The sequence below is a fragment of the Nannocystis pusilla genome (assembly GCF_020073745.1).
Lineage (GTDB): Bacteria > Myxococcota_A > Polyangia > Nannocystales > Nannocystaceae > Nannocystis > Nannocystis radixulma.
In genome coordinates, this window is record NZ_JAIRAU010000028.1 from 154385 (window position 1) to 177058 (window position 22674).

The 22674-nt window shown below is 71.5% G+C and carries 17 protein-coding genes; 9 read left to right on the forward strand and 8 right to left on the reverse strand.

What is annotated here, in order from left to right; translation table 11 throughout:
• Window positions 1–14: 14 nt before the first annotated feature.
• Window positions 15–224, forward strand: a complete 210-nt coding sequence (locus K7C98_RS22190) for a hypothetical protein (RefSeq protein ID WP_224193725.1) — start codon at window positions 15–17, stop codon at window positions 222–224.
• A 158-nt stretch (window positions 225–382) separates the two neighbouring features.
• On the opposite strand, the gene K7C98_RS22195 is transcribed toward K7C98_RS22190, so the two are convergent.
• On the reverse strand, window positions 383–3706 hold the full coding sequence (locus tag K7C98_RS22195) for a tetratricopeptide repeat protein (RefSeq protein WP_224193726.1): 3324 nt from the start codon (window positions 3704–3706) through the stop codon (window positions 383–385).
• 573 nt (window positions 3707–4279) lie between these two features.
• Here K7C98_RS22195 and K7C98_RS22200 point away from each other — a divergent pair.
• Both K7C98_RS22200 and K7C98_RS22205 read left to right on the forward strand, forming a co-directional pair.
• On the forward strand, window positions 4280–5071 hold the full coding sequence (locus K7C98_RS22200; protein WP_224193727.1) for a hypothetical protein: 792 nt from the start codon (window positions 4280–4282) through the stop codon (window positions 5069–5071).
• A gap of 431 nt (window positions 5072–5502) precedes the next feature.
• Complete coding sequence (locus K7C98_RS22205; RefSeq protein ID WP_224193728.1) at window positions 5503–6009, forward strand: hypothetical protein; 507 nt, start codon at window positions 5503–5505, stop codon at window positions 6007–6009.
• Between the two features lie 113 nt (window positions 6010–6122).
• On the opposite strand, the gene K7C98_RS22210 is transcribed toward K7C98_RS22205, so the two are convergent.
• Window positions 6123–6734, reverse strand: coding sequence for a hypothetical protein (locus K7C98_RS22210; RefSeq protein WP_224193729.1), 612 nt, complete (start codon window positions 6732–6734; stop codon window positions 6123–6125).
• Between the two features lie 30 nt (window positions 6735–6764).
• Entirely contained in the window at window positions 6765–8057 is a 1293-nt protein-coding gene (locus K7C98_RS22215) for an FG-GAP repeat domain-containing protein (RefSeq protein ID WP_224193730.1), read from the reverse strand.
• A gap of 534 nt (window positions 8058–8591) precedes the next feature.
• Here K7C98_RS22215 and K7C98_RS22220 point away from each other — a divergent pair.
• Both K7C98_RS22220 and K7C98_RS22225 read left to right on the forward strand, forming a co-directional pair.
• A complete protein-coding gene (locus tag K7C98_RS22220; RefSeq protein ID WP_224193731.1) occupies window positions 8592–10394 on the forward strand; it encodes an acyl-CoA dehydrogenase in 1803 nt (600 codons plus the stop codon).
• 202 nt (window positions 10395–10596) lie between these two features.
• Window positions 10597–11814, forward strand: a complete 1218-nt coding sequence (locus K7C98_RS22225) for a PAS domain S-box protein (RefSeq protein ID WP_224193732.1) — start codon at window positions 10597–10599, stop codon at window positions 11812–11814.
• A 10-nt stretch (window positions 11815–11824) separates the two neighbouring features.
• Here the strand turns inward: K7C98_RS22225 and K7C98_RS22230 are convergent, their stop codons facing one another.
• Window positions 11825–14824 (reverse strand): serine/threonine-protein kinase, encoded by a 3000-nt coding sequence (locus K7C98_RS22230; protein WP_224193733.1) that lies wholly within the window; start codon window positions 14822–14824, stop codon window positions 11825–11827.
• 265 nt (window positions 14825–15089) lie between these two features.
• Here K7C98_RS22230 and K7C98_RS22235 point away from each other — a divergent pair, with 265 nt between their 5' ends.
• The gene (locus K7C98_RS22235) at window positions 15090–16313 is read left to right on the forward strand and encodes an ADYC domain-containing protein (protein WP_224193734.1); all 1224 of its coding nucleotides are present in this window, start codon (window positions 15090–15092) and stop codon (window positions 16311–16313) included.
• Window positions 16314–16397: 84 nt separating this feature from the next.
• Here K7C98_RS22235 and K7C98_RS22240 read toward each other — a convergent pair whose 3' ends face one another.
• Both K7C98_RS22240 and K7C98_RS22245 read right to left on the reverse strand, forming a co-directional pair.
• Window positions 16398–16814: a Rid family hydrolase gene (locus K7C98_RS22240; protein WP_224193735.1), complete on the reverse strand. Its 417-nt coding sequence runs from the start codon at window positions 16812–16814 to the stop codon at window positions 16398–16400.
• Between the two features lie 168 nt (window positions 16815–16982).
• Entirely contained in the window at window positions 16983–18296 is a 1314-nt protein-coding gene (locus K7C98_RS22245) for a DUF4215 domain-containing protein (RefSeq protein ID WP_224193736.1), read from the reverse strand.
• A 464-nt stretch (window positions 18297–18760) separates the two neighbouring features.
• Between K7C98_RS22245 and K7C98_RS22250 the strand changes: the two genes are divergently transcribed.
• The 3 genes from K7C98_RS22250 (at window position 18761) to K7C98_RS22260 (ending at window position 21303) form a co-directional block, all read left to right on the forward strand.
• Window positions 18761–19864, forward strand: coding sequence for a hypothetical protein (locus tag K7C98_RS22250; RefSeq protein ID WP_224193737.1), 1104 nt, complete (start codon window positions 18761–18763; stop codon window positions 19862–19864).
• Window positions 19865–19976: 112 nt separating this feature from the next.
• The gene (locus K7C98_RS22255; RefSeq protein WP_224193738.1) at window positions 19977–20567 is read left to right on the forward strand and encodes an RNA polymerase sigma factor; all 591 of its coding nucleotides are present in this window, start codon (window positions 19977–19979) and stop codon (window positions 20565–20567) included.
• A 97-nt stretch (window positions 20568–20664) separates the two neighbouring features.
• Window positions 20665–21303, forward strand: a complete 639-nt coding sequence (locus K7C98_RS22260) for a hypothetical protein (protein WP_224193739.1) — start codon at window positions 20665–20667, stop codon at window positions 21301–21303.
• A gap of 106 nt (window positions 21304–21409) precedes the next feature.
• On the opposite strand, the gene K7C98_RS22265 is transcribed toward K7C98_RS22260, so the two are convergent.
• Both K7C98_RS22265 and K7C98_RS22270 read right to left on the reverse strand, forming a co-directional pair.
• The gene (locus K7C98_RS22265) at window positions 21410–22084 is read right to left on the reverse strand and encodes a hypothetical protein (RefSeq protein WP_224193740.1); all 675 of its coding nucleotides are present in this window, start codon (window positions 22082–22084) and stop codon (window positions 21410–21412) included.
• A gap of 190 nt (window positions 22085–22274) precedes the next feature.
• Window positions 22275–22478 carry a hypothetical protein gene (locus K7C98_RS22270; protein WP_224193741.1) on the reverse strand — a complete coding sequence of 68 codons (204 nt, stop codon included), beginning with the start codon at window positions 22476–22478 and terminating at the stop codon, window positions 22275–22277.
• Window positions 22479–22674 lie beyond the last annotated feature (196 nt).

Below are 22674 nucleotides of genomic sequence, written 5' to 3' on the forward strand. Positions count from 1 at the left end.
GGCGCGGTCGGCCCATGAGCCTCGAACCCGACCACGAGCGAGCTCTGCGCGAGGCCGAAGTCGACAACGCCGACGCCGCGGCCGAAGAGATGAGCCTGCAGGGGTTCACGCATCGTCGCTGCTCGCGCTGCAACGGCGAGCTCAACGTCAACGACAGGGGCTCCGGTTACACGGTCTCCTGCGAGACGGAGAAGTGCCTGCGCCTCACCTTTCGTGGGATCTGAGCGCCTCCCGCGAAGTAGCCGATCGCGGTCACGACGCGCTCCGTCCCGCGCAGAAGAATGGACATGCTCCATGGAGCATGCCCATCCAGTCATGTCTTTTAAAACATTTCCGATCGACCATGTCCTCTCGGACATGAACTGCCGCTCGCCGCTCGCCGTCAGCGGTGCAGCCACGCCTCGACGGCGGCGAGCTCCGCGGCGAACGGCGGGCCCTCGTCGCGCAGGGTCGCGGCGGCCTGTTCGGCCAGATCGCGGCTGCGCGGCGCGTCGCTGGCCCCCAGCGCGCGCGCCAGGCTGAAGCGGGCCTCGGCCAGCTGGTGCCTGGCGATCCCGCCCTTGCTGCGGATCTGCACCGCGCGCTCGAGCAGCGGCGCGGCCGCGTCGGGCCGCTCGCGCGCGAGCTCGAGGTCGCCGAGGGCCACCAGCACCTCCGCCACCTCCGGCGTGTCCTTGCCGAGCGTCTCGCGGATCGCCAGCGCCTCGGACAGGCTCGCCTCGGCCTCCGTGAGCGCGCCGCGGGCCAGGTGGGCCTCGCCGAGGCGCAGCAGCGACGTCGCGGTGGCCGGGTGCTTGCGCCCGCGCGCGCGCGCCGAGATCGCCAGCGCCCGCTCCAGCGTCGCCACCGCGGCCGCCGGGTCGCCCCGGCGCTGCAGCAGCCCGAGCGTGTTGAGGAACGGCGCCAGGTCGGGGTGGCTCGGCCCGAGCGCGCGCTCGGCCAGGGCCAGCGCCTCACCGGCCTGCGCCAGCGCCGGCTCGCGCTCGCCGCGGGCCGCCAGCACCAGCGCCAGGTTGCGCAGCGAGCTGGCGATGTCGGGGTGCTCGGGCGGCAGCTTGCGCCGCTGGATCGCCAGCGCCCGCTCGTGCAGCGCCTGGGCCTGCGCGTAGTCGCCGATCCGGTAGTTCAGCGTGCCCAGGCTGTCGAGGATCGCCACCACCTCCGGGTGCGACTCGTCGAGCTTGCGCTCGCGGATCGCCAGCACCCGCTGCAGCAGCTCGCGCGCGCTCAGGCGGTCGCCCTCGAGCAGCGCCAGCAGCCCGAGGTTCTGCAGCGTGACCGCCACGTCGAGGTCGCTCGGGCCGAGCTTGGCCTCGCGGATCGCCAGCGCCCGGGTGAGCAGCGCCCGCGCCTCGGCGTAGCGGCCGCGCACGTGCTGCAGGCGGCCGAGGTTGTTGAGCGCCGTGCCGACCTCGAGGTCGTCGGGGCCGAACGCGCGCTCGGCGATCGCCGCCGCCTCCTCGAGCAGGGGCAGGGCCGCGTCGTAGTCGCCGCGGGCTTGCTCGAGCAGGCCGAGGTTGTTGGCCGACACGCCGACCGCCGGGTGATCGGCGCCGAGGGCCTCGCGGCGGACCGCCAGCGCGCGGGTCTGGGTCGCCAGCGCCGCGTCGAGCTGTTCGGCCGAGCGGTACATGTTGCCGAGCACGTCGAGCGCCGCGCCGACGCTCGGGTGGTCGGGCCCGAGCAGCTCCTCGCGGATCGCCAGCCCCGCCTGCATCCCGGCCAGCCCCTGCGCGTGCTCGCCGCGGGCGAACAGCACGCGCGCCTTGTTCTCGGCCAGCCCGGCGCCGAGCAGCCCGCGGGTCTCGCCGAGCCGCTGCACGATCACCTCCGCCGGCAGCGCCCACTGCAGCGCCTCGGCCGAGCGCGCGCGGTCGCGGCCGATCGTGCTCACCAGCTGGATCGCCGCCCCGGCCGCGACCTCGTCGGCCTGCAGCGCCTCGGCCTCGACGTACACCCGCCGCAGCGCCTCCTCGGCGCGGTCGAACGCGTCGCCGCACTCGGCCAGGTCGGCCACCAGGTCGCGCGCGGCCACCACCAGCGGCGCGTGCGGCAGCGCCTCGGCGGCGGCCAGCATCGCCTCGGCCTGCGGCAGCCCGCTGCAGTCGCCGGCCACCAGGTGCCCGCGGGCCTGCAGCAGCTCGCGGCGCAGCGCGTGCACCCGCTCGCGCGTGACCGGGTCGTCGGGCGGCGCCGGCAGGCGCGACAGGTAGCTCGTCTCGGTGCACGGCTGCAGCGGCGCCAGCCCGGCGATCGCCGGCACCAGCCGCGGCACCTGGGCCGCCGAGTCGGCGGTGAACACCTCGAGCAGCGCCGCCAGCGACTCGCGCTGCTCGTCGAGGCACGCCGCCGCCTGGCGGTGCAGCGCCGGCGAGCGCGACCCGTCGACCTCGGCCTCGGTGCACACGCGGGTGCGCAGCTCGGCCCACGTGCCCGTCCAGCGGTCGATCCGCGGCGCCGCCTTTTGGTACGACGACTCGGCGAACGGCGCCCCCGTGGCCAGCAGGGCCGCGTGCAGGGCCGCCTGCGTGTCCTCGTTCCACACCGCGAAGATCTCCTGCCCCGCCGCGGCGCAGCCGGCCACGCTGCGGGCGCGCAGGCCGAACAGCCCGAGCCCGAGCAGCGCCACCCCGGCCAGCCCGAACAGCCACGGCCGTCGCCGCTGGCGCGCCAGCCCGCGCTCGAGCTCGACCAGCAGCGCGTCCATCGTCGGGAATCGCCGCGACGGCGAGCGCGACAGCCCGCGCTCGAGCACGCGACCGAGCCACGCCGCGGCCCTGCGGCGACCCTGCGGCGGCCGCGGCAGCGGCCCCTCGGTGACCGCGAACATCAGCTCGTGCACCGACTCGCCGCGGAACGGCCGCTCCGCGTGGACCGCCTCCCACAGCGCCACGCACAGCGCGAACTGGTCGGTGCGCGCGTCGACCTCGTCGTCCTGCCACTGCTCCGGGGCCATGTAGGCCGGCGTCCCGAGCCGCGTGCCTGCGCGGGTCAGGCGGACGTCGGTCGCGCTCGCCCGCAGATCGCCGGGCAGGCTCGGCTCGCGCGACGGCGACCCTGCCCCCGCGCGCGCCAGGCCGAAGTCCATCACCCGCACGCGCCCGTCGCCGCCGACCATCACGTTGTCGGGCTTGAAGTCGCGGTGCACCAGGTCGACGCGGTGCGCCGCCGCCAGCCCGCGCGCCGCCGCCACGAACACCTCGACGATCTCCGGTATCGACCGCGGCCGCGCGTGCAGCCACGTCCGCAGCGTCACCCCGTCGACGAACTCCATGGCGATGAAGACCTCGGCCTCCTCGCCCTCGCCGACCACGCCGGTGTCGTACACCGTGACCACGTTGGGGTGGGTCAGCTTCGCCAGCGCCCGCGCCTCGCGGACCATGCGGATCGCCTCGCCCGGGCTGGCGTCGGGGCGCAGCAGCTTGAGCGCGACCTTGCGATCGAGCTCCGGGTCGTGGGCCGCGTAGACCGCCCCCATCCCGCCGGTGCCGAGCAGCGAGAGGATGACGTAGCGCCCGACCACGTTGCCGCGCGCCCGCGTCGGCCGGGGCGCCTCCTCGCCGGTCGCCGACAGCGCGCCCGGCCCCGCCGGCAGCGTCTGGGAGATCCCCAGCAGCGCCTGCTGCTCCTCCGAGGGCCGCCCGCTGCCCACGGGCAGGTGCAGCAAGGTGCGGTCGTCGTGGTCCACGCGGCGTCCGGGGGTCATGCGGACCTTAGCCCGGGTGGAGTACCCGCCGCCCGGGAAAAAATTGTCCCGGCGGAGAGAAAACTCGAGACAGGAGGGGTGGCGGATCCGCCCGCGCCGAGGACGCCTGCCCGCCGGCGGCGGCGAGCCGCGCCTCGCCTGCCGCCGGCACGAGTGACATGTCCTTTAAAACATGCCCGTAAGTATGGGCCGGCGCCCCGGCGGACGTGGGCGAATCACGACATCGGCCGCCGCCGAATCGTAGGTGTCCAACCTCGATTCGCCTCATGACATTCCGGTGACTCGCCGGTGATGCGCCGGGGTTGTTCGGCCGCCTTCAGCCGCGGTACCCTGCCGGACATGAAGCGCGAGCGCGGCCAATCGCCTGTCGACCGAGCGCGGCATCGGCCGCCTCGCGCCCGGATTGTCGCCTCGGCGCTGCCCGGTCGGCGCGAGACAGCCGCCCCGCGAGCGCGTCGGTCAATCGCACCGCTCGGGCTCGCTCGGGGAAGGCGCGCGCACACGTCGCAATCCTGCGAACATGGCTCGCACAATTGCGACGCCCGCGCTACCCGCGCCGCGTACACTTCCCGCATGCAAATTACAACTCTACTGCCGGCGCTGTCCACATCCCGCCGCGAGCGGACCTCGCTCCGTCGGCTCCCTGCCGCCCTGGCGCTCTCGCTCGCGCTCGGTTGCGGCGAGTCCGGTTCGGAGACGTCGGCGACCTCGGAGGCCTCGACCGACCAGCCCGCGACCGGTGACGCGAGCACCGACGGGACGGGCGGCGGCCCGACCATCACCAGCGGCCCCGTCACCGACGGCTCCGCCACCGACGATTCCGCCACCGACGATTCTGCCACCGACGGCTCCGCCACCGACGATTCCGCCACCGACGCGAGCACCGCCGCCACGACCGGAGAGCCCGGCGTGTGCGCGCAGCTGTGCCAGCGCACCGTCGATTGCGAGGTGCCCGTGGCGCTCGAGCAGTGCGTCGCCGACTGCGAGGCGGCCGCACCGGCGCTGCGCGCCTGCATCGTCGCCTGCGACCAGCCGGTCTGCGAAGACATGCTGATGTGCACGACCCTGTGCGCCCAGCCGGGCGACCCCGACGCGACGCCCTACGCGAGCTGCGAGGACGACGCGTCGAGCTGCCAGCCCGGCACGTACCTGTGCATCGAGAACAACGACGGACTCACCGCCTGCACCCCGTTCTGCGACGAGAACGAGCAATGCCCGGTGCCGGCGACGGGCGACGCGATCCCGACGTGCGACACCGCCGACGAGCCCAAGTTGTGCTCGCTCGACTGCAGCGGCGGTCAGCAGTGCCCGGACGACATGATCTGCGACCCGAAGTCGGCCCTGTGCATGTGGCCGCCCGCTTGAGCCACGGCCGCGAGCACGCACCACACCTCGCCGACGAGCACCCGATCGCGCGCTTCAGCTCGAAGGCGCAATCGGGTGTGACCGCGTTTGGCCGTGTGTGAGGCCGGCCGTCGGCGGCGCCGCGTCCGTGGTCTTTCGCGGAGCTGCGGTCACCGAGGCTGATCTTGATGTCGTCGAAGAACACGGTGAAGGCGTGGTCGTAGTCCTGCGCCCAGTCACCGAAGGAGATGGATTCGGTTGGGGGCGCGGCCCCCGAGTGGCGTCCTCGCGGGCGAACTCGCGCGCCGCGAGGCACCGAGAAAAAATTCCGAAGTTTCGCCAATTGCCTACTAGGTCCAAGAGACTTCCAACGCGAGCCCGATCGAAGTCGTCTCATCGCCACGACTCCGAGCGGGGCAGCCTCCATTCCCCCAACCAATTGACGACAAGCCATGACCAAGCCGAATCTCTTCTTCAGCCTTCTCCTCGCTGCAGCCGGCTTCACCGGCGGATGCGACGCCCCTCCTTCGGACGCCGCCGAGCGCCTGGCCGAGCTGGCCGCGGCCCGGGCCCCCGAGCAGCCCCGTGAGGAGATCGTGGTCGTCGAGTCGGGCGACGAGCCGCTCTCGATCTGCGACTTCGTCCCTCTCGACGCGGTCGACCTCGAGGGGCTCCCGTCCGAGTGCGACGACGCGGCCCGCGAATTCACCATCCACGTCCCCGGGGAGGGCAACGGACCCGCGAGCGGCGTGAACGACGACCTGCGAGCGCGCGTCCAGCCGGCAGCCTGTGCAGATTGGACCTGGACCGAATATCACTTCTTCGACAACCCCTGCAACACCTGCAACCCCCAGCCGAACATGCCCGGCTGGAAGCGATCGATCCAGTCGCGTTGGTGCAACGCGTGCGGGTATTGCTCGAACTGGAGCGTCGAGAGCATCCACTGCCTGGCTTGCTGAGCGCGCCCGCGCCGTCGCGGCTTTAGGATCCACATCTCCGCGTCCCTCGCCGTCGCCGCCGAGCGCAGCAAGGCGACGCGAGGTCAGAGCGCCCGCCGTCGATCCGCTGCGCCTCAGCGGCCCGCGCCGTCGCGCCAGCGGTTCCGGACGTTCATGCGCTCCCCCAGCCGGGCGCCGTGGTCGAATGAATCGTCGTGACGGAGGGCGCCCAGGAGGCCCGCAGCGAGATCGCCGGTCTGCCAGTCGAGGTCGCCGGCCAGCGTGTTGGACTCGCCGTCGAGGTACCTCAGCGGGGTCCGGTCGTCGAGCAAGGCGGTGAGGCACGTCTCGACACCCGGCACCGTCAGCAAGCGGCGCGCCACGCCGGTGTTCGTCGAACCCGGCATGCTCCACCAGTCCGGCGGCATCTGCCTCACCGCTGCGCAGTAGGCCGCCTGCAAGCCGGCGGCGCTGACGGACTCCCGCCGCAGCACGTTCGTCTCGACCAGGAAGAACAGCTCGATCGGCGTGAAGCGCTCCTCCTCGGGCACCGGCTTGCTCAGGAACGGATCGAGCTTGCGCTTGCTCGGGAGAGCGTCGATCTCCAGGTACGTCCGGCTCTCGGCCAGCATGCCCTGCACCGCCTCCTTTATCGCACGCGTGTCGCCGTCGCTGGTGGACACGCACGCCTGGGTGGTGAACCCCAGGCACAACCCGAGCAAGGCCATCTCCACGCGGCGCGACATCAGCGTCCTCCCATGAGCACTGCCAGCATATCACGCCCCCGGCAGAATCAAACTTGGAGACAGGCAGGCCGGCGTCGCGCGACCTCCGGCCTGCCCTGATTCGCGCGTCCGGGCCCGATTCTGCCGGCTCACTGCGGCGGGATGCACACCCCGCCGCCGACCGAGATCTGCGCCTGCGTGCGGAACGTGTTGAGCTTCTCCCAGTGCGGGACCTCGAATTGCGGGATCGTCCCGTCCTCGCGCACGTTGGTCACATGATAGGTGTGCTGATTCCAGATCCGGCGGCCCTGGACCCACCGGTCCTGGACGTCGCGCACCGCCTGGACGGTGAACGGGAGCACCCCGCCGTTGAGCGCGGTGTTGGAGACCACCAGGATCTCCGACGAGCCGTCGTTGTCGATATCGGCGACCACCGGGTATTCGATGATCGTGCCCGACAGGTGCGGCGTCTGCATCAGCGGCGAGCCCAGATCGTCGAACACCCACACCGTGTGCTCGTCGGCGTAGATCGCCTGGGCCTTGCCGCCGCCGATGAAGTCGAACGCGGTGCCGCCGGCCTGGGCCGCTGACGCCGAACTCGGGCTCGCCGTCGCCGTCGAGGTCGTGGATGTTGATCGGGCGGCTCAGGTCGCCCTGATTGTTGGGCGTGAATTGCCACACCAGCGTCCCGTCGTGCTGGCGCAGCTCGATGGAGTTGTCGCGCGAGATCAGCACCTCGGGCTGCGGGTCGCCGTCGAGGTTCGCGACCTGCGGGAAGGCCCAGCCGAAATTGTTGGTGTCGTACCAGGTGCTGCCGTCGGCGTGGAACGCCGCGCCGTTGACCAGCACCTCGAGGCCGGGCTGACCGTCGAGGTCGGCCGCCATCGAGGCGCCGTAGATGGCGTCGTTGCCGCGGGTCCAGAGCTCGATGCCGTTGTGGTCGTACAACTTGGCGCCGGCGATGATCTCGACGTCGCCGTCCTGATCGACGTCTGCCAGCGCCACCGCGCTCGACTGCGAGCCCGGCCACGTGGTGTTGCTCTTCCACTTCAGCGAGCCGTCGTGCTCGAAGGCGATGAGCCGGCCGCTGCCGCCCGGCTCGATGGCGACGATCTCGGCGATACCGTCGCCGTCGATGTCGCCGGCCGCCGGCGTGCCGCCGAACTGCACCGGCTCCGCGGCGAAGAAGTGGACCGCGCCGGTGGCCCCGTCGAGCACGTAGAGCCGCGACGGCGAGGTGTCATTGTTCAAGTTCGGCCCGGCGACCACGACCACGTCGGGGATGTCGCACAGGTCGATGGCGCCGTCCTGGTTGTCGTCGGTGAGGTTGATGACGAGCGGCATGACGATGCAGTTGTCGAACCCGGGCGGGCCGGTGAAGGTCCACTGCGGCTCGGGCTCGAACGAGTCCGGCGGGGCCTTGTCGGTGCAATCGCCGATCGCGTCCATGTCGTCGACGACCTTGCACGAGCTCGGAGGGGCGCCCATGTCGGGGTCGTCGCGCATGTGGTCGAACTTGATCGGACCGCTGTCGCTGTGCTGTTGCTCGTCGAGGTGCTGCTGGCGACCGTCGGGTCCACCGGCGCGGTCGTCCCGGTCGTCGTCCCGCCCTCGCTCTCCGAGCCGCCCTCGGTCACGGTCGCGGTAGAGGAGGTCGGCACGATCCCCGTCGTCGGTCCCGTCGTGACGCTCGTGCTCACCGTCGTCGTCGCCGACGCCGCCGTCGCGCCTGCCGTCGAATTGCCGTCGTCGCCGCAACCGGCGAGGACGAGCGCGAGCGAACCGGTGCGAGCGACGCGAGTGAGGTCCTTATTCATCGACATCGCCGGCCATCGTACACCACGCCCCGGTTGCCTCGCGGCGCGATATCCTCCCCGCGTGACCGCCGGAAACCCGCTCCTGTCCGACCGCGACGTCGCGTTCTTGCTGTACGAGGTCCACGACGCCGCCGCCCTGCTGCGTCTGCCCGCCTTCGCCGACCACGACCGCGAGGTGTTCGACCTCTTCCTCGCCAACGCGCGGGCGTTCGCGCGCGAGGTGCTGTACCCGGCCTACCGGCCGATGGACGAGGCCGCGCCGACCTTCACCGGCGGGCGGATCCAGGTCCACCCGCGCATGCGCGCGATCTGGCCCCGGCTGTGCGAGCTCGGCGTGATCACGGCATCGCGGCCGCACGACGTCGGCGGGCAGCAGCTGCCGCGCACCGTGGCGCTGCTGGCCGAGGCCTACTTGATGGCGGCCAACCTCAGCGCCTACTGCTACGCCGGCCTGACCGCCGGCGCGGCCCACCTGATCGAGGCGTTCGGCTCGGATGACCTGAAGGACAGGTACATGCGGCGCATGTACTCCGGCGAGTGGACCGGGACCATGGCGCTGACCGAGCCGCAGGCCGGCAGCAGCCTGGCCGACATCCGCACCCGCGCCACCCCCCGCGACGACGGCACCTACGCGATCCAGGGCGGCAAGATCTTCATCTCCGGCGGCGACCACGACCTCGCCGACAACGTCGTCCACCTCACCCTCGCGCGCATCGACGGCGCTCCGCCCGGGATCAAGGGCATCTCCCTGTTCGCCATCCCGCGGCTCTACGTCGAAACCGACGCGCTGGTCGACAACGACGTCAGCACCGCCGGCATGATCCACAAGATCGGCTGGCGCGGGCTGCCGAGCCTCGTCATCAACTTCGGCGAGCGCGGCGCCTGCCGCGGCGAGCTCGTCGGTGCTCCGGGACATGGTCTTTCGTACATGTTCCAGATGATGAACGAGGCCCGCCTGATGGTCGGCCTCAACGGGATCGCCACCGCCGCGGTCGCGTACCACGAGTCGCTGGCCTACGCCCGCGAGCGCCGCCAGGGCCGCCCGGCGGGCCGCCGCGACCCCGCCAGCCCGCCGGTGCCGATCATCGAGCACGCCGACGTCCGGCGCATGCTGCTGCGCCAGAAGGCGATCGTCGAGGGCGGCCTGTCGCTGCTGGTCGAGACGGCGCGGCTGACCGACCTCGCCCACCACGCCGACGACGAGGACGTGCGCCGGCGGTCGGCGCTGCTGCTCGACCTGCTGACACCGATCGCCAAGAGCTTCGCCGCCGAGCGCGGCTACGACAGCAACATCCTCGCGCTGCAGATCCACGGCGGCTACGGCTACTCGAGCGAGTACCTGCCCGAGGCGTGGCTGCGCGACCAGAAGCTGAACAGCATCCACGAGGGCACGACCACGATCCACGGGCTCGACCTGCTCGGCCGCCGCGCGCTGGCCCCCGGCGCGCTGCAGGCGTTGGGCCGGGAGATCTTGCAAACATGTTCGCAGGCGCAGGCAGCGGGGGTCGACCTCGGCGACGTCGCCGCCTTGCAGGAGGCCGCCGGCACCGCGGGTGCGCTGATCGCCGAGCTGGCGGGACGTCACCTCGCCGACCCGGAGCGCATGCTCCGCCATAGCCATGACGTCCTCGACATCTTCATGACCGTCGTCGTCGCCTGGCAATGGTTGCGCCAGGCCACCGTCGCCCGCGCCGCCCTGTCCCGCGGGACATTGTCCACAGCAGCCGACGAGGCGTTCTATCGCGGCAAGCTGCAGGCGGCGCAGTACTGGCTGCGCACCGAGCTGCCCCGCGTGGCCCCGCTCGCACGCCTGTGCCGCGACGAGGAAGACTCGTACGCGGCCACCCGTCCGGAGTGGTTCTAGCGCCGGGGCACGCGACCTCGCGAGAGAAAAGGATCGACGTGCCCGCTCGCCGCACGAGCTAGCGCCACAACTCGGCGCGTGGCCGCGCCGAAACGGCGCCTGAGGGTCGGCCCGACGCGCCGTTGCATACCCGCTCGCGCCCCGCGGACGGTGACAACGCGGGACGCCCGCGGCACACTCCCCGTCGATCGGACCTGGCAGCATGCCGACCATTCAGGAACTCGAGGCCCAGATCGCGGCGCTGCGGGCCACCAACGCCGCACTGCAGCAGGCGCACGAGGAGCAGCGACGGCAGCTGACCCAGACCGCCTCGCTGCTGCGGGCGATCGCCGAGTTCGCGCCGATGGTCCTCTACGCCAAGGACCTCGACGGCCGGTTCACGCTCAGCAACCGCCTGCACGCGACGCTGCTCGGCCGCACGCCCGATCAGGTGGTCGGCAAGCTCGAGTCCGACCTGCTCGACGCCGACGTCGCCGCCGAGATCCATCAGGTGGTGGACGAGGTCATCCGCACCGGCACGCCGAGCGTCAGCGAGTTCGCCATCCCGATCGACGACCGCGAGCGCGTGTTCCTCGAGCACATCTTCCCGCTGCGCCGCGCCGACGACCCCGACCGCAACGGTGACGGCATCGGCGGCGTGGCCATCGACGTCACCGAGCGCAAGCAGGCCGAGGACGCGGTGCGCGTGTTCGAGGCGCTGGTCCACCACTCGCCCGACGGCGTGCTGGTGCGCCCGAACGTCCCCTGCGAGCCGATGTTCTGCAACCCCGCGCTGCGGCGGATCCTCGCCCTCCCGCCCGACGCCACCGCCGAGGACGCCGCCGGCCTCATCGTCGACATCGTCCCCGGCACCACCGAGTTCCTGCGGCTCGACGGCGTGCGCGTCGACCTCGAGCTGACGATGTTCGCGATCCCCGGCGCCGCCGGCGGACGCGGGGCCGCGGCCACGCAGGTCCGCGACGTCACCCGCCTGCGCAACGCGATCCGCGAGCGCGAGCGGCAGGACGAGATCATCCGCCAGCAACAGGCCGAGCTCATCGCCGAGATGTCGGCCCAGCTGCTGCCGCTCGCGCCCGGCGTGCTGATGCTGCCGCTGGTCGGCTCGCTCGACGAGTCGCGCTCGCTGCACGTGCGCGAGGCGGTGCTCGACGCCATCGCCCGCCACCAGGCGCGCATCATCATCCTCGACCTCACCGGCCTGCGTGCTGTCGATACCACGCCCGCCGGTCGCATCATTCAGCTGGTCGAGGCGGTCAAGCTGATCGGCGCCCGCACCGTGCTCACCGGCATCCAGCCGGCCGCCGCCGCCGCGCTGGCCGACCACGGCCTGCAGGTCGACGACTCGCTGATGGTCCTCGGCACCCTCAAGGAGGCCGTGTCGGCCACCCTGGCCACGGTCGCCAACAAGCGCTGGCGCTAAACGACACGGCTCACCGCTCCGCCGCGTCGTCCCGCGCCCGATCGAGCAGCGCCCGCGCCCGCACCAGCGGCGCATGGTCGGGCTCGGCCGTCGATGTGTAGATCGCCTCGGCTCGCGCCAACCACTCGATCGCCGCCGCGGATCGCCGCCGCTCGAGCGCGACCTCTCCGAGCGCCGTCATGACCTCCGCCAGGTCGAGGTGGCGCGGCGGCAGCGACCGCTCGAACGTCGCCAGCGCGGCGTGAAGGTCGCGCTCGGCGGCGTCGAGCTCGCCGAGCCGCACCCGCGCCTGCCCCAGGGCGAGCGACAGCCGTGCCGCGGCCACGACGTCCGCCCTGTCGTCCGACCCGGCGAGCGCCGCGCGAGCGCTCTCCAGCGGCGCGACGCTCTCGGCCTCGACCCCTGCGACCCGCAGCGCCCGCGCGTAGAACCGGAGGAGCAGCTGGTGTCGACGGTCGCGCGGATCGTGCTCGTCGAGCGCATCGCGGACGACGGATTGTGCCTCGCGCATCGCCGGCAAGTCCCCGTCCATCGCCGCCGCGAGCATCGCCCACGACCAATAATTCGCGCCGAATTGCTCGGGCTCCGCGCGCCGCACCTCGTCCATGCGGCGAAGCGCTGCACCTGCGGCGCCGCTCATCATCTCGGCGTGCGCGAGCGTCAGCGTCGCCACGAACCGGGCCTGCTTGCTCCCCACGCGGCTCAGGTGCGCGTGAAAGCCCCGCATCCGCTCGAGCGCCTCCTTGGGCCGGCCGAGATCGATCAGCGCGAACGCCAGCATCCCCTCGTACATCGCGCGCTCGGCCTGACGCGGGCCCATGAACTTCTCCGACAGCTCGACGATCCGGCGCCGAAGCGCCGCCGTCTCCTCGGTCAGGTCGGCGTCGGCCAGCAGCACGGCCGTGTTGCGGAGCACGTTCAGACCGAGCGGCGTCTCGAGTCTGTCGTGCTGCTCGAGCAGCGCCCTCGCCTCCTCCCACGACTCTCTCGCCTGCTCCGGTTCACCCCCCTGGAGATGAATCGTCCCGGCGTTGAGGAGGAACTCGGCGTACAGATCGACGTCGCCCTGCACGCGCCGGTTGAACGCGGCGATGAGGGGCAGCTCTGCGGCGGCCTGCGCCGGCTGCCGCAGCGGGTACGCGAGCAGATATCCCCGGCGCGAGCTCGCCTGCGCCGCGACCGGCACGTGGCCGATCCCGACCGCCGTCCACAGCGCCTGGTCGAACGCGGCCACCGCCGCCGACCATTCGCCGTCCTGCATGTGCAGCCCCGCCTTGCGGAGATACGCCTCCGCGCGCAGCGGCTCGTACGCGACCGCCTCGCCGTCGGCCAGGACACCGTCGACGAGCTCCAGCCCGCGCTGGATCTCGGCGACCTGCTCGTGCACCTCCGCCCGCGCGAGCCCCTCGCGGTGCCGCTGCACCCGCGCCTTGAGCTCCGCGTCGTCGGGCGGCGGGATCACCGACATCAACGCCTCGACGTCCTCGCAGCCGCTCAGCCGCGGCAGACCGGCGACCGCCCGCCCGAGGTGTTCCAGGCGCGCCGCGTCGGCCGTCGTGAGCGCGTCGACCATCGCATCGAGCGCTGCGCGTCGCTGATCGAGGCACCCCGTCCGCAGGTCGAACAGCTGCATCGAATGGCGCCCCTCGGCGTGGGCCCGACAGGCCTCGTTGCGCATCTGCACCCAGGCTTCGGCGTATCGATCGATCTGCGGCTCGATCACGGCCAGGATCTCGTCGGCGTGCCCCGGATCCAGCGCCCGCAAGGCCGCGCGCACGGATTCGGCGCGGGCCGGCTCCCAGATGCCCGCGAGCTCCGCGTGCGCGTCCGGACACTGCTCGACCGCGCCGGCCTGGAACACCGCCGCGCTGGCCGCCCCCGTGATCGCCACGCTCGCGACCAGCGCGGCGACGCGGCGGTACTTCGCCCGCGGGTCGCGCTCCAGCGCCGCGAGCAGCTCCTCCATCGACCTGAACCGCGCGCTCGGCTCGGGACGCATCCCGCGCTGGAGCACCTTGAAGACGTACGACGGCACCGGGCTCCGCACCGGCGGCGGCGCGACGTTCCCTCGCAGGACGTCGGCGCGAAGCGCCTCGTACGAGTGCATGGCGAACGGCGGCGCGCCGTACAGGCTCTGATAGAGCGACACGCAAAAACTGAACTGGTCGCTGGCCGTGGTCGCCACCTCGCCCCGGTGCTGCTCGGGCGACATGTACGCCGGCGTCCCGAGCACCGTGCCGGTCCTCGTCAGCGAGGACCGCAGGTGCGAGCTCGAGAGCTCGCTCCCGTCGGTCACGCTCGTCAACCATTCGTCTCGCCCCTCGCCCTCGCTCGCGCGCGCGAGGCCGAAGTCCAGCACCTTGACCGTGCCGTCCTCGGTCATCATCACGTTCTGCGGCTTGAAGTCGCGATGGACGATCCCCACCCTGTGCGCGGCTGCCAGACCGCGGCCGGCCTGCACGAACGCGGCCGCGATCGCCCGCCACGGGCGCGGCGTCTTCAACCAGGCGTCGAGGTCCGAGCCGTCGACGAACTCCATCGCCACGTACACCGTGCTCTCGGTCTGCCCGACGTCGTGCACCGCGACGATGTTGGCGTGGGACAGCCGGGCCATCGCCTGCGCCTCGCGGAGGAGCCGCGCCTCGGCGTTCTTCTGCGAGCGCACGATCTCGGCGTGGAGGACCTTGACCGCGATCTTGCGATCGAGCTTGTCGTCGTAGCAGGCGTACACGACCCCCATGCCGCCTTGGCCGAGCTGGCGGAGCACGTTGAAGCGCCCGATCATCACGGGCTGGGATCGGCGAGGGAACAGCGCTCGCTTCAACAACCGCTTGGCGACCGAGTCACTGCCCTCGGCCGGTCCCGGGCGCCCGGCCATCAACGCCGTCGGCGGCTCATCCCAGTCCTTTCCCGAGGGCTCGGTGGGCGAGCCGGCGCCACGGTCGTCGTCGCCCGCGGATCGGGGCGTGACGCCGATGCCTGGAGGCGTGGAGCCGGGCTCGAGTGTCATGTGCCTCCACTCTCCGTAGCCTGAGCCCGGGCATGACTTCAATCCTCGCGGCCTGCGAGTTCTTTTTCGCTCGACATGAGCCGCCCTGCCCTCGGAAGCGCTGCGCGCCTCATCGTGCGGTTTTGCACTCGCCGGGCATGACGTCCGTCTCGTGTCCGGAGGAATTGTTGCAGCTCGCCGGGACACTTGCCGGGTAGCAAGACGCTCCGGGGCGACGCTCGACCCGAGCTCCACGCACCGCACCAACCTTGATTGAAGATCGACCATGCGGACAATCACCAGGACCTCGCTCGCCATCCCCACCGTACTCGCGCTCCACACCGCCGCCTGCGGTGACCTTGCTGCCGACTCCGACGGCTTCGCGAGCGCGGACGCCGTCGATTTTCGCGACACCAGCGACGAAGCCGACTATGAATGCCCCGGCGACATTCGTTGCCTCGGGAACTCGCCCTGGGTCGGCGACTACGCCTTCTCCAACTTCCCCCGCTTCGCCGACACCCCCAAGCCCGACCCCTACGCCGGCGTCACCTTCGAGATGACCGGCGCCACCAAGATCATCGACGACGTGGAGGAGGAGGTCACGCTCCAGGTCACCGACGAGGGGCGCTTGACGGCGGTGCGAACGGTCAACCAGCAGGAGGTGAGCGTCGAGGGTACGGTCTTCACGTTCATTGTCCAGCCCACGGGCGGGGGCCCTTCCACCACCGTGGAGCTCGCGATCAAGACCGAGACGACGCCGAGCGCGGGCACCTACTTCGACATGCCGCGATACACGGTCTTCACCGACGTCACCCCGGCCGACACGGACACCTTCCCTGAAGATTCGGAGCGCCCGGGCTGGTATCACGTCTGTCCCCAGGCCGACGGCACGAACAAGGCGATCGTGCTCAAGAACGTGCGCCTCCGTTACTCCAAGCAACTGGCCGAGCTGGTCAGCGACGATCAGAGCGTGGTGCTGGCCTGCGAGCGACAGGCGCTCGCCAAGGGCGCCACCAACCTGGAGGTCCTGCCGAACTCGGGGTGGAACGTCGTGACCGGCAGCGGCATCGTGAACCGGCATTACGGTCGCGACAATTACAACGCCCTGATCAACGCGTACCGGGCGTACTACTCCGGCGACGCGCGGACGGTCCAGGGGACGCAGGTCTTCTTCAGGGACCTGGCCCACAACCCGCCGATGTTCGACCAACTCGACCCGAGCTACCTGCCGCCGGCCCCGATCGTCGGGTCCTACAACTTCGTCCTCGAGTCGGTCTACAGCACCTCCGGCGCCTCCTGCAAATCGTACACCTCCGCCTTCCCCGAAGGCGTACACCGCAACCCCACCTATTCGCCGCCCGGCCTGGTGTTCGCCGAGCCGACCTACGAGGCCTGGGACGACCTGAACAACTGCGACGACAACACCTACGACCTCGACGATCACGGCGAGGTCGCCTCGTACGTGATCGAGTTCGTCAACCCGTTCGGCGGCGGCGGCTCCTCGAGCTAGCCGGCGCCGCGCAAGACCGCACGGGCCGGTTCAGGTGCGACCGAGCGCGTGGGCGCCGTCGCGCGAGCCGGCGCCGGAGCACGTCTAGCGCGCGGCCCAGAACTCGTACTCGACCAGCTGGTTGTCGAACGCCAGCGCCTCGACCACCCGCAGCGTGCCCGCGGTCGGCTTGATGCGCTCGGCCGCCAGGAACTCGGCCATCACCGCGAAGATGGCGGGGAACGAGTCGCGCGGGACCTCGCGCGTGAACGTGTACTCGACGCGGACGATGTCGCCGACGCCGTAGCCGGCCTCGGCGAGCAGACCCGGGATTTGCTGCAGGATGAATCGCGTCTGCGCGACCGCGTCGCCGGGGAACTGGATCGTGCCACCGGCATCGTGCGCGCCGATCCCCGACGCCAGGTACAGATCGCTGAAGTTCTTCAGGCTCAGCCCCCAGCTGAACAGCCGGCTGTAATCAGGGCCGTGGGCGTACGGATACGCGGTCTTTTGCAGCGCCATGAGGTCTCGTCCCCGCGACGGGGGATCGGGCCCTTGATAGCAAGAACACCGCGAGGAACATAGTCCCCATCGGTGCCGGTGCCGAAGCACGAATCGCTGCACCGACATCGTCGCACGTCGGCGCCAATGACAGCTGTCCGCCGGCGACAATGACAGCTGTCCGCGATCTCAGTTCGCGCCGCTCGCGACCCAATTGATCAGGGTGCACTTCTCCGCGTCGCTCAGCGAGCCCCCGAGCGGCATCGTCGCACCGCCGCCGCCCGCCACGTTATTCTGCTGTCCGAGGATCTTGTACAGCAAATAACTGTCGGCGACATTGCTGGCAGTCACGCGGGCCATGTCGGCGTTCGTCGCGTCGACCCCGACGGTGTTGCTCTTCAGGGTCGCGGCGCTGGTCATCGTCAGGCCGCCGGAGCCGCCCGCGTGGCAGCCGCACTTCGGCTGCACCACCGTCGTCCACACCTGCTCGGCCGTGACCGCCTCCGGGGCGCAATCGGGCACCACCAGCTCGACGCCGCCGCAGGTGCCGGCCTCGCAGCTGCCGCTCTGACAGTCGTCGTCGACCGTGCACCCCTGTCCTTCGGGACAGCCGCCGCAGGTCGGGCCGCCGCAGTCGAGGCCGGTCTCGCCGTCGTTCTTCAGCCCGTCGTCGCAGGTCGCCGCCGCGCAGCTGTTGCGGCAGGCGTCGAGGTCGTCGTCGTTGCCGTCGTCGCACTGCTCGACGCCCTGGTGGATCACCCCGTCGCCGCAGGTCGCCGTCACGCAGTCGTTGCGGCAGTCGTCGCCGTCGTCGTCGTCGCCGTCGTCGCACTGCTCGACGCCCTGATGCAGGCTCCCGTCGCCGCACACCGCGATCGCGCAGCTGTTGGTGCAGTCGTCGCCGTCGTCGTCGTTGGCGTCGTCGCAGCCCTCGCTGGCCTGCGTCACGCCGTCGCCGCAGAACTCGACCAGGCACAGCGCGGTGCAGCCGTCGTCGTCCTGGTCGTTGCCGTCGTCGCACAGCTCACCGGGGCCGACGTGGCCGTCGCCGCAGAACGGCAGCTGGCAGGTGCCGAGGCACAGGTCGTTGTCGTCGGTGTTGCCGTCGTCGCACGCCTCGACGCCCTCGAAGACGATCCCGTCGCCGCACACCGCCAGCTGGCAGGCGTTGCAGGCGTCAGCCGGATCGGCGTTGCCGTCGTCGCACGCCTCGCCCGGGTCGAGCAACCCGTCGCCGCACACTCCCCCCGGGGTCGTGGGATACGGCGGCTCCGTGGTCGGCTCGACGGTCGTCGCCGTGGTCGTCGTCGCCGTGGTCGGATCGACGGTGACCGAGCCGACGGTCGTCGTCGGATCGAGCGTCGTGTCGGTCGCTGCGGTCGTGTCGTCGCCGCCGGTCGACGTGTCCGTGTCGCTCTCCGTCGCGAGCGCGGGGCCGACCGGACCACAACCGGCGGCGAACAGGGGCAGCGTGACGGACAGCGCGAACAGGGCACGAATCATGACGAAGCTCTCCGGAAACCGCGGCGAGGATGCCCGGCCGCGCGAGAGCCGCCAAGCCGGAAATCGCGCCCCCATCGGCCGACCTGCACGCGATCCCGCGCCCCGAAATCCACGCCCCCGCAATTGTGCAGAGTGCGATCCTATGGTCATTCACGCCCGCGAGCGAATCCTCGTCGCCGCGACGCGAACGGCCCCCGCCATGTCTCCCGGGCCCGATCCGCGCGCTCGCGCTCGCGCTCGCGCTCGCGGCCTGCCTTCTCCGGCCCTCGGATCCACCGCCACGCGCACGCACCGCCCGCCCCCGCGACGGCCACCAGCAGCGCTGGATCTGCCGCAGCGCCGTTAATTCGCCGCCGCGTCGTCGCCGGGGTCGGTCGTCCGCGCGTGACCTCCGGGCCGAGAATGCACGCCCGCGGGGACCCCCGCTTGCAAGCGCTTGGCTCCTGGGCGTACCGTGATTCTTGATGCGCGCCCTCGCCCTGACCCTCGTCACGCCGCTCTGCCTGCTCGCTGCCTGCAGCGACGACGGCGGCGGAGGCAACAATTCGAGCGAGACGATGACGCCGGGCTCGCTCAGCAATCTGACGCTGCCGGGCGACACCACCGGCACCGGCACCGAGTCGACCGCCACCCCGACCAGCACCGACGCGAGCACCGACGCGAACACCAGCGAGCCGGTCACCAGCAGCGCCGACAGCGGCCCGAACCCGAAGTTCGACATCGGCTCGCCGCCCGACGGCGGCCTGCCCCAGCCCGACACGGGCTGCAAAAAGGTCGATTTGCTGTTCGTCATCGACAATAGCGGCAGCATGGCCGACGAGCAGATCAACCTCGTCAACAGCTTCCCCGACTTCGTGTCCGAGATGCAGACCCAGCTGAGCAACACCGACAGCTATCACGTCGGCGTGGTCAGCAGCGACGGCAACAACTACAACGGCGCCGGCTGCCAGATGCACGGCGGCCTCATCAACCGCACCGGCGGCGCCAACTCGAGCAACGCCACGTGCACGCCCTACGCCGGCGGCAAGAACTGGATGAGCGAGGCCGACGACCTCCAGACCAAGTTCGCCTGCGCCGGCCAGGTCGGCACCGGCGGCGACGGCAACGAGCAGCCGATGTACGCCATGCTGCAGGCGGTGCAGCCGCAGCACAACGCGCCCGGCGCCTGCAACGACGGCTTCATCCGCGAGGACGCGCTGCTGGTCGTCGTCCTCATCACCGACGAGGAGGACGACCACGAGGTCCAGGCCTGCCAGCAATTGCCGCAGTCGGGCTCGCCCGGCGAGCCCGGCGATTGGTACACCGGCCTGGTCGCCGCCAAGGGCGACGTCGAGACCAACATCGTCGTGCTGTCGCTGATCGGTCCCACCAATCCGATGTGCCCCGCGCTCGACAAGTGCAACGGCGGCATCACCGGCGCCGAGCTGTCGCCGCGGATCGTCCAATTCACCGAGCAGTTCACCAACGGCTTCATCGGCCAGATCTGCGCGCCCTCCTACAAGCAATTCTTCTCGGAGGCGATCGGCCTGATCGACGAGGCCTGCGAGAACTTCATGCCGCCGGGCTGAGGCCCCCACCCGCCCCGCGAGCGCCGCCGTCTCCGCCGCGCGCGGGACGCCGGACGGCCGTGACTTCGCGCCCGTCACCTTTTTCGCCCCGGCCCGTACCCTGGGGACAGACATGCAGCTCCCCTGGCCGCTGCGCGACGAGCTCCACGCGCGTCGCCTCGCCCGCGCCCGCGACGGCGACGGCGAGGCGTTCCGCGCCCTCTACCGCGACCTCTACCCCGAGGTCGTCCGCTTCGTCGCGCGCCGGATCCACGGCCGCGCCGACGCCGAGGACCTGACCGCCCGCGTGTTCGTCGCCTTCGTCGAGCGGCTCGGCGACTACGACCGCGCGCGCGGCAGCGTCCGCGGCTGGCTGCTCACCTTCGCCCGCAACGCCGTCATCGACCACCTGCGCAAGGCCCGTCCCGCCGCCTCCCCCGACCTCCTCGACCTCCTGCCGAGCGACGCCGAGGGCCCCGAGAGCGGCCTGCTGCAGCGTGAGGAGCTCGCTCGGCTGGCCGCGCTCGTCCGCGACCTGCCCGCCGACACCCGCGAGCTGCTGGCCCTCCGCTTCGCCGACGGCCTGCGCCACCGCGAGATCGCCGAGGTCCTCGGCCTGCAGGAGGCCGCCGTCAAACAACGCGTGTCGCGGGCCCTCCGCGACCTCCGCGCCCGCCTCCGCCCCGCCGCGGGCAAGAAAGGAGCCGAAGGTGCCCTGGCCTGACCGCCTCCCCACGGCGCTCCGCCGCCTGTACGGCGCCGCCGAACCACGTGAAATGTCGGACATGTCCGTTCCACCACCGTCCTTGGAACAGGACCTCATGGCCAGGCTCTCGCGCCGTCACCCCGCGCCGGCGCGGCCCGGCGTCGCCGCGTTCGTCCGCGGCCACCGCTGGGCCCTGTCGTCGGGCCTGGCCGCGGTCGCTATCGCGGCGGCCTGCCGGATGCCCTACGACTACGACCGCGGCTTCGGCACGACGGTCTGGTGCGAGACCACGAGCGCCGAGCTGATCGAGAAGGACGCCCTGCGCGAGCTCGCCGACCGCCTGCAGGGGCGCTCCGGCGCCGAACAGGTGACGATGCGGGTCCACGCCGACGACGCCGGCCCCGCGAGCGCGCGCATCGACCTGTGGGGCCTGGACGCGGCGCTGGACGACGACGACCTGCTGGCCGAGCTCGCGGCGGTGCCGGAGCTGAAGGTCGAGGGCTGCCGGCTCGAGCCGCTGGTCGAGACGGTGCACGGCACGCTCGGCGGCCGCCTCGGGCTCGAGCTGTTCGACGTCGAGCTGCTCGACCACGCCGACGCCGAGGCCGCCCGCGCGGAGATCTTGCGCCGCCTCGAGGCCCGCGGGCTGCACGGCGACGCCCAGGTCGAGATCTTCGACGACGGCGCCGGCCGCCGCGAGGTCAAGATCCGCATCGAGACCGAGGACCAGGGCGAGCTGATCGGCCCCAGGTGACCCTGAAGACATGTCCTTCAGAGCATGTCTTCGGGGTCATTGTTCGCCGGCAGCGAAGGCGCGAGGAGCCGCCAGGGCAACCCGGCGGCGCTCGAATTTCGCGCCGTCATGCGGCGGGCCCGAAGCTGCAGCAGGTCGCCGCCAGTTCCACCAGAAACTGGACGCTCTCGAGATCCGTCCAGCTCGCGCAGATCTGTTCGGAGGCGCACGACCCGGTCGTGCTGCCGTCTTCGATGCAATTACAGGTCTCCGTGTCGCATTGCATCGTCTGCGGTGGTTCGCCGATGCACTCGAAATCGATGCTGCAGGCGCTGCCGTCGACCGCCCCGTTCGCCTCGTAATCGCAGGCCTTCTGGCCGGTGCAGATCTCGACCTCCTGCGCGACGGCTTCGGAGCACGGCCCCGGCTCCTCCTCGTCGAGGAAGACGAGGATGTCGTCGCAGCTCATGCTGGCGAGGCACGTGTGGCGGGCATCGGTGGCCGCCACACACGCCGGGTCCGCGCCCTCGTCACCGCAGAACGCCTCGATGCAGTCGGCGACGACGACATCGGGAGCGCACGCCACAACCGCGGCGCAGAAGGCCGCGCAGGCATCCTCGTCGCCGGTATCGCCGGAGCTGGCTCCCGTCTCGGTCGTGGGCTCGACCACACCGGTGGTGCTCTCCAAACTCGTACTCCCGGGTTCGGCGGTGCTCGTGGTGACGCCGGAGGTGCCCTCGGTGCCGTCACTCGAGCCGCTGCCTTCATCACCGCAGGCGCCGGCCACGATGGCCGCCCACACGAGGTATCCGGCCCCCGCGCCCCGCGATCGACAGCTTCCATTCTGTGCTCTGTTCTCGGTTCGTCGCATCGAGTGCACATGAACCCCACCGCGCCCCTGCCCATTCCTCTCGACGGGCGTCTTTCTGACGTCGGCTCGTGCGCCGCGACGTGGCGAGGGTCCGACGGTGCGGCGCCGGACCCCGCCGTGGCTACTGCGGGAGCAAGCAGGAGCACGCGTCCTTGTCGCCGTCCATCGGCACGTAGTCGCGGCATTTTGAGCCGTATTCGTCGCACAGCCAGACGTGGCCGTTGCCGACCGTCGTGCTCGAGGTCGTGGTGCCCGGTTCGCCCGTGCTCGGGGTCACCGGCTCGGTCGCGGAGCTGCCGGCGGTCGGCTCCACGGTCGTGCTCATCGAACCCCCCTGGTCCTCTGTCGTGCCGCCGGTCGTGGTCGGCATCCCGCCCGTCGAGGTGCCCGTCGACCATCTCGCCGGGCTCGTCGCCGATCGGCTGTTCCATCGTCTCGAGACCGCGGCGCCGTCGAGACATGTGACAGGCGCCTGCTCGACGGCCCGAGCTGACCGCCGTACAGACGCCGTCTCTCGTCAT

Excerpts from the sequence above, each read along its gene's own strand:
- K7C98_RS22245 (WP_224193736.1), bottom strand. The coding sequence starts at position 18,296 with ATGATTCGTGCCCTGTTCGCGCTGTCCGTCACGCTGCCCCTGTTCGCC.
- K7C98_RS22270 (WP_224193741.1), bottom strand. The coding sequence starts at position 22,478 with ATGAGCACGACCGTGGAGCCGACCGCCGGCAGCTCCGCGACCGAGCCG.
- K7C98_RS22260 (WP_224193739.1), top strand. The coding sequence starts at position 20,665 with ATGGCCAGGCTCTCGCGCCGTCACCCCGCGCCGGCGCGGCCCGGCGTC.
- K7C98_RS22225 (WP_224193732.1), top strand. The coding sequence starts at position 10,597 with ATGCCGACCATTCAGGAACTCGAGGCCCAGATCGCGGCGCTGCGGGCC.
- K7C98_RS22195 (WP_224193726.1), bottom strand. The coding sequence starts at position 3,706 with ATGACCCCCGGACGCCGCGTGGACCACGACGACCGCACCTTGCTGCAC.
- K7C98_RS22205 (WP_224193728.1), top strand. The coding sequence starts at position 5,503 with ATGACCAAGCCGAATCTCTTCTTCAGCCTTCTCCTCGCTGCAGCCGGC.
- K7C98_RS22210 (WP_224193729.1), bottom strand. The coding sequence starts at position 6,734 with ATGTCGCGCCGCGTGGAGATGGCCTTGCTCGGGTTGTGCCTGGGGTTC.
- K7C98_RS22240 (WP_224193735.1), bottom strand. The coding sequence starts at position 16,814 with ATGGCGCTGCAAAAGACCGCGTATCCGTACGCCCACGGCCCTGATTAC.
- K7C98_RS22230 (WP_224193733.1), bottom strand. The coding sequence starts at position 14,824 with ATGACACTCGAGCCCGGCTCCACGCCTCCAGGCATCGGCGTCACGCCC.
- K7C98_RS22255 (WP_224193738.1), top strand. The coding sequence starts at position 19,977 with ATGCAGCTCCCCTGGCCGCTGCGCGACGAGCTCCACGCGCGTCGCCTC.
- K7C98_RS22190 (WP_224193725.1), top strand. The coding sequence starts at position 15 with ATGAGCCTCGAACCCGACCACGAGCGAGCTCTGCGCGAGGCCGAAGTC.
- K7C98_RS22235 (WP_224193734.1), top strand. The coding sequence starts at position 15,090 with ATGCGGACAATCACCAGGACCTCGCTCGCCATCCCCACCGTACTCGCG.
- K7C98_RS22200 (WP_224193727.1), top strand. The coding sequence starts at position 4,280 with ATGCAAATTACAACTCTACTGCCGGCGCTGTCCACATCCCGCCGCGAG.
- K7C98_RS22250 (WP_224193737.1), top strand. The coding sequence starts at position 18,761 with ATGCGCGCCCTCGCCCTGACCCTCGTCACGCCGCTCTGCCTGCTCGCT.
- K7C98_RS22215 (WP_224193730.1), bottom strand. The coding sequence starts at position 8,057 with ATGCCGCTCGTCATCAACCTCACCGACGACAACCAGGACGGCGCCATC.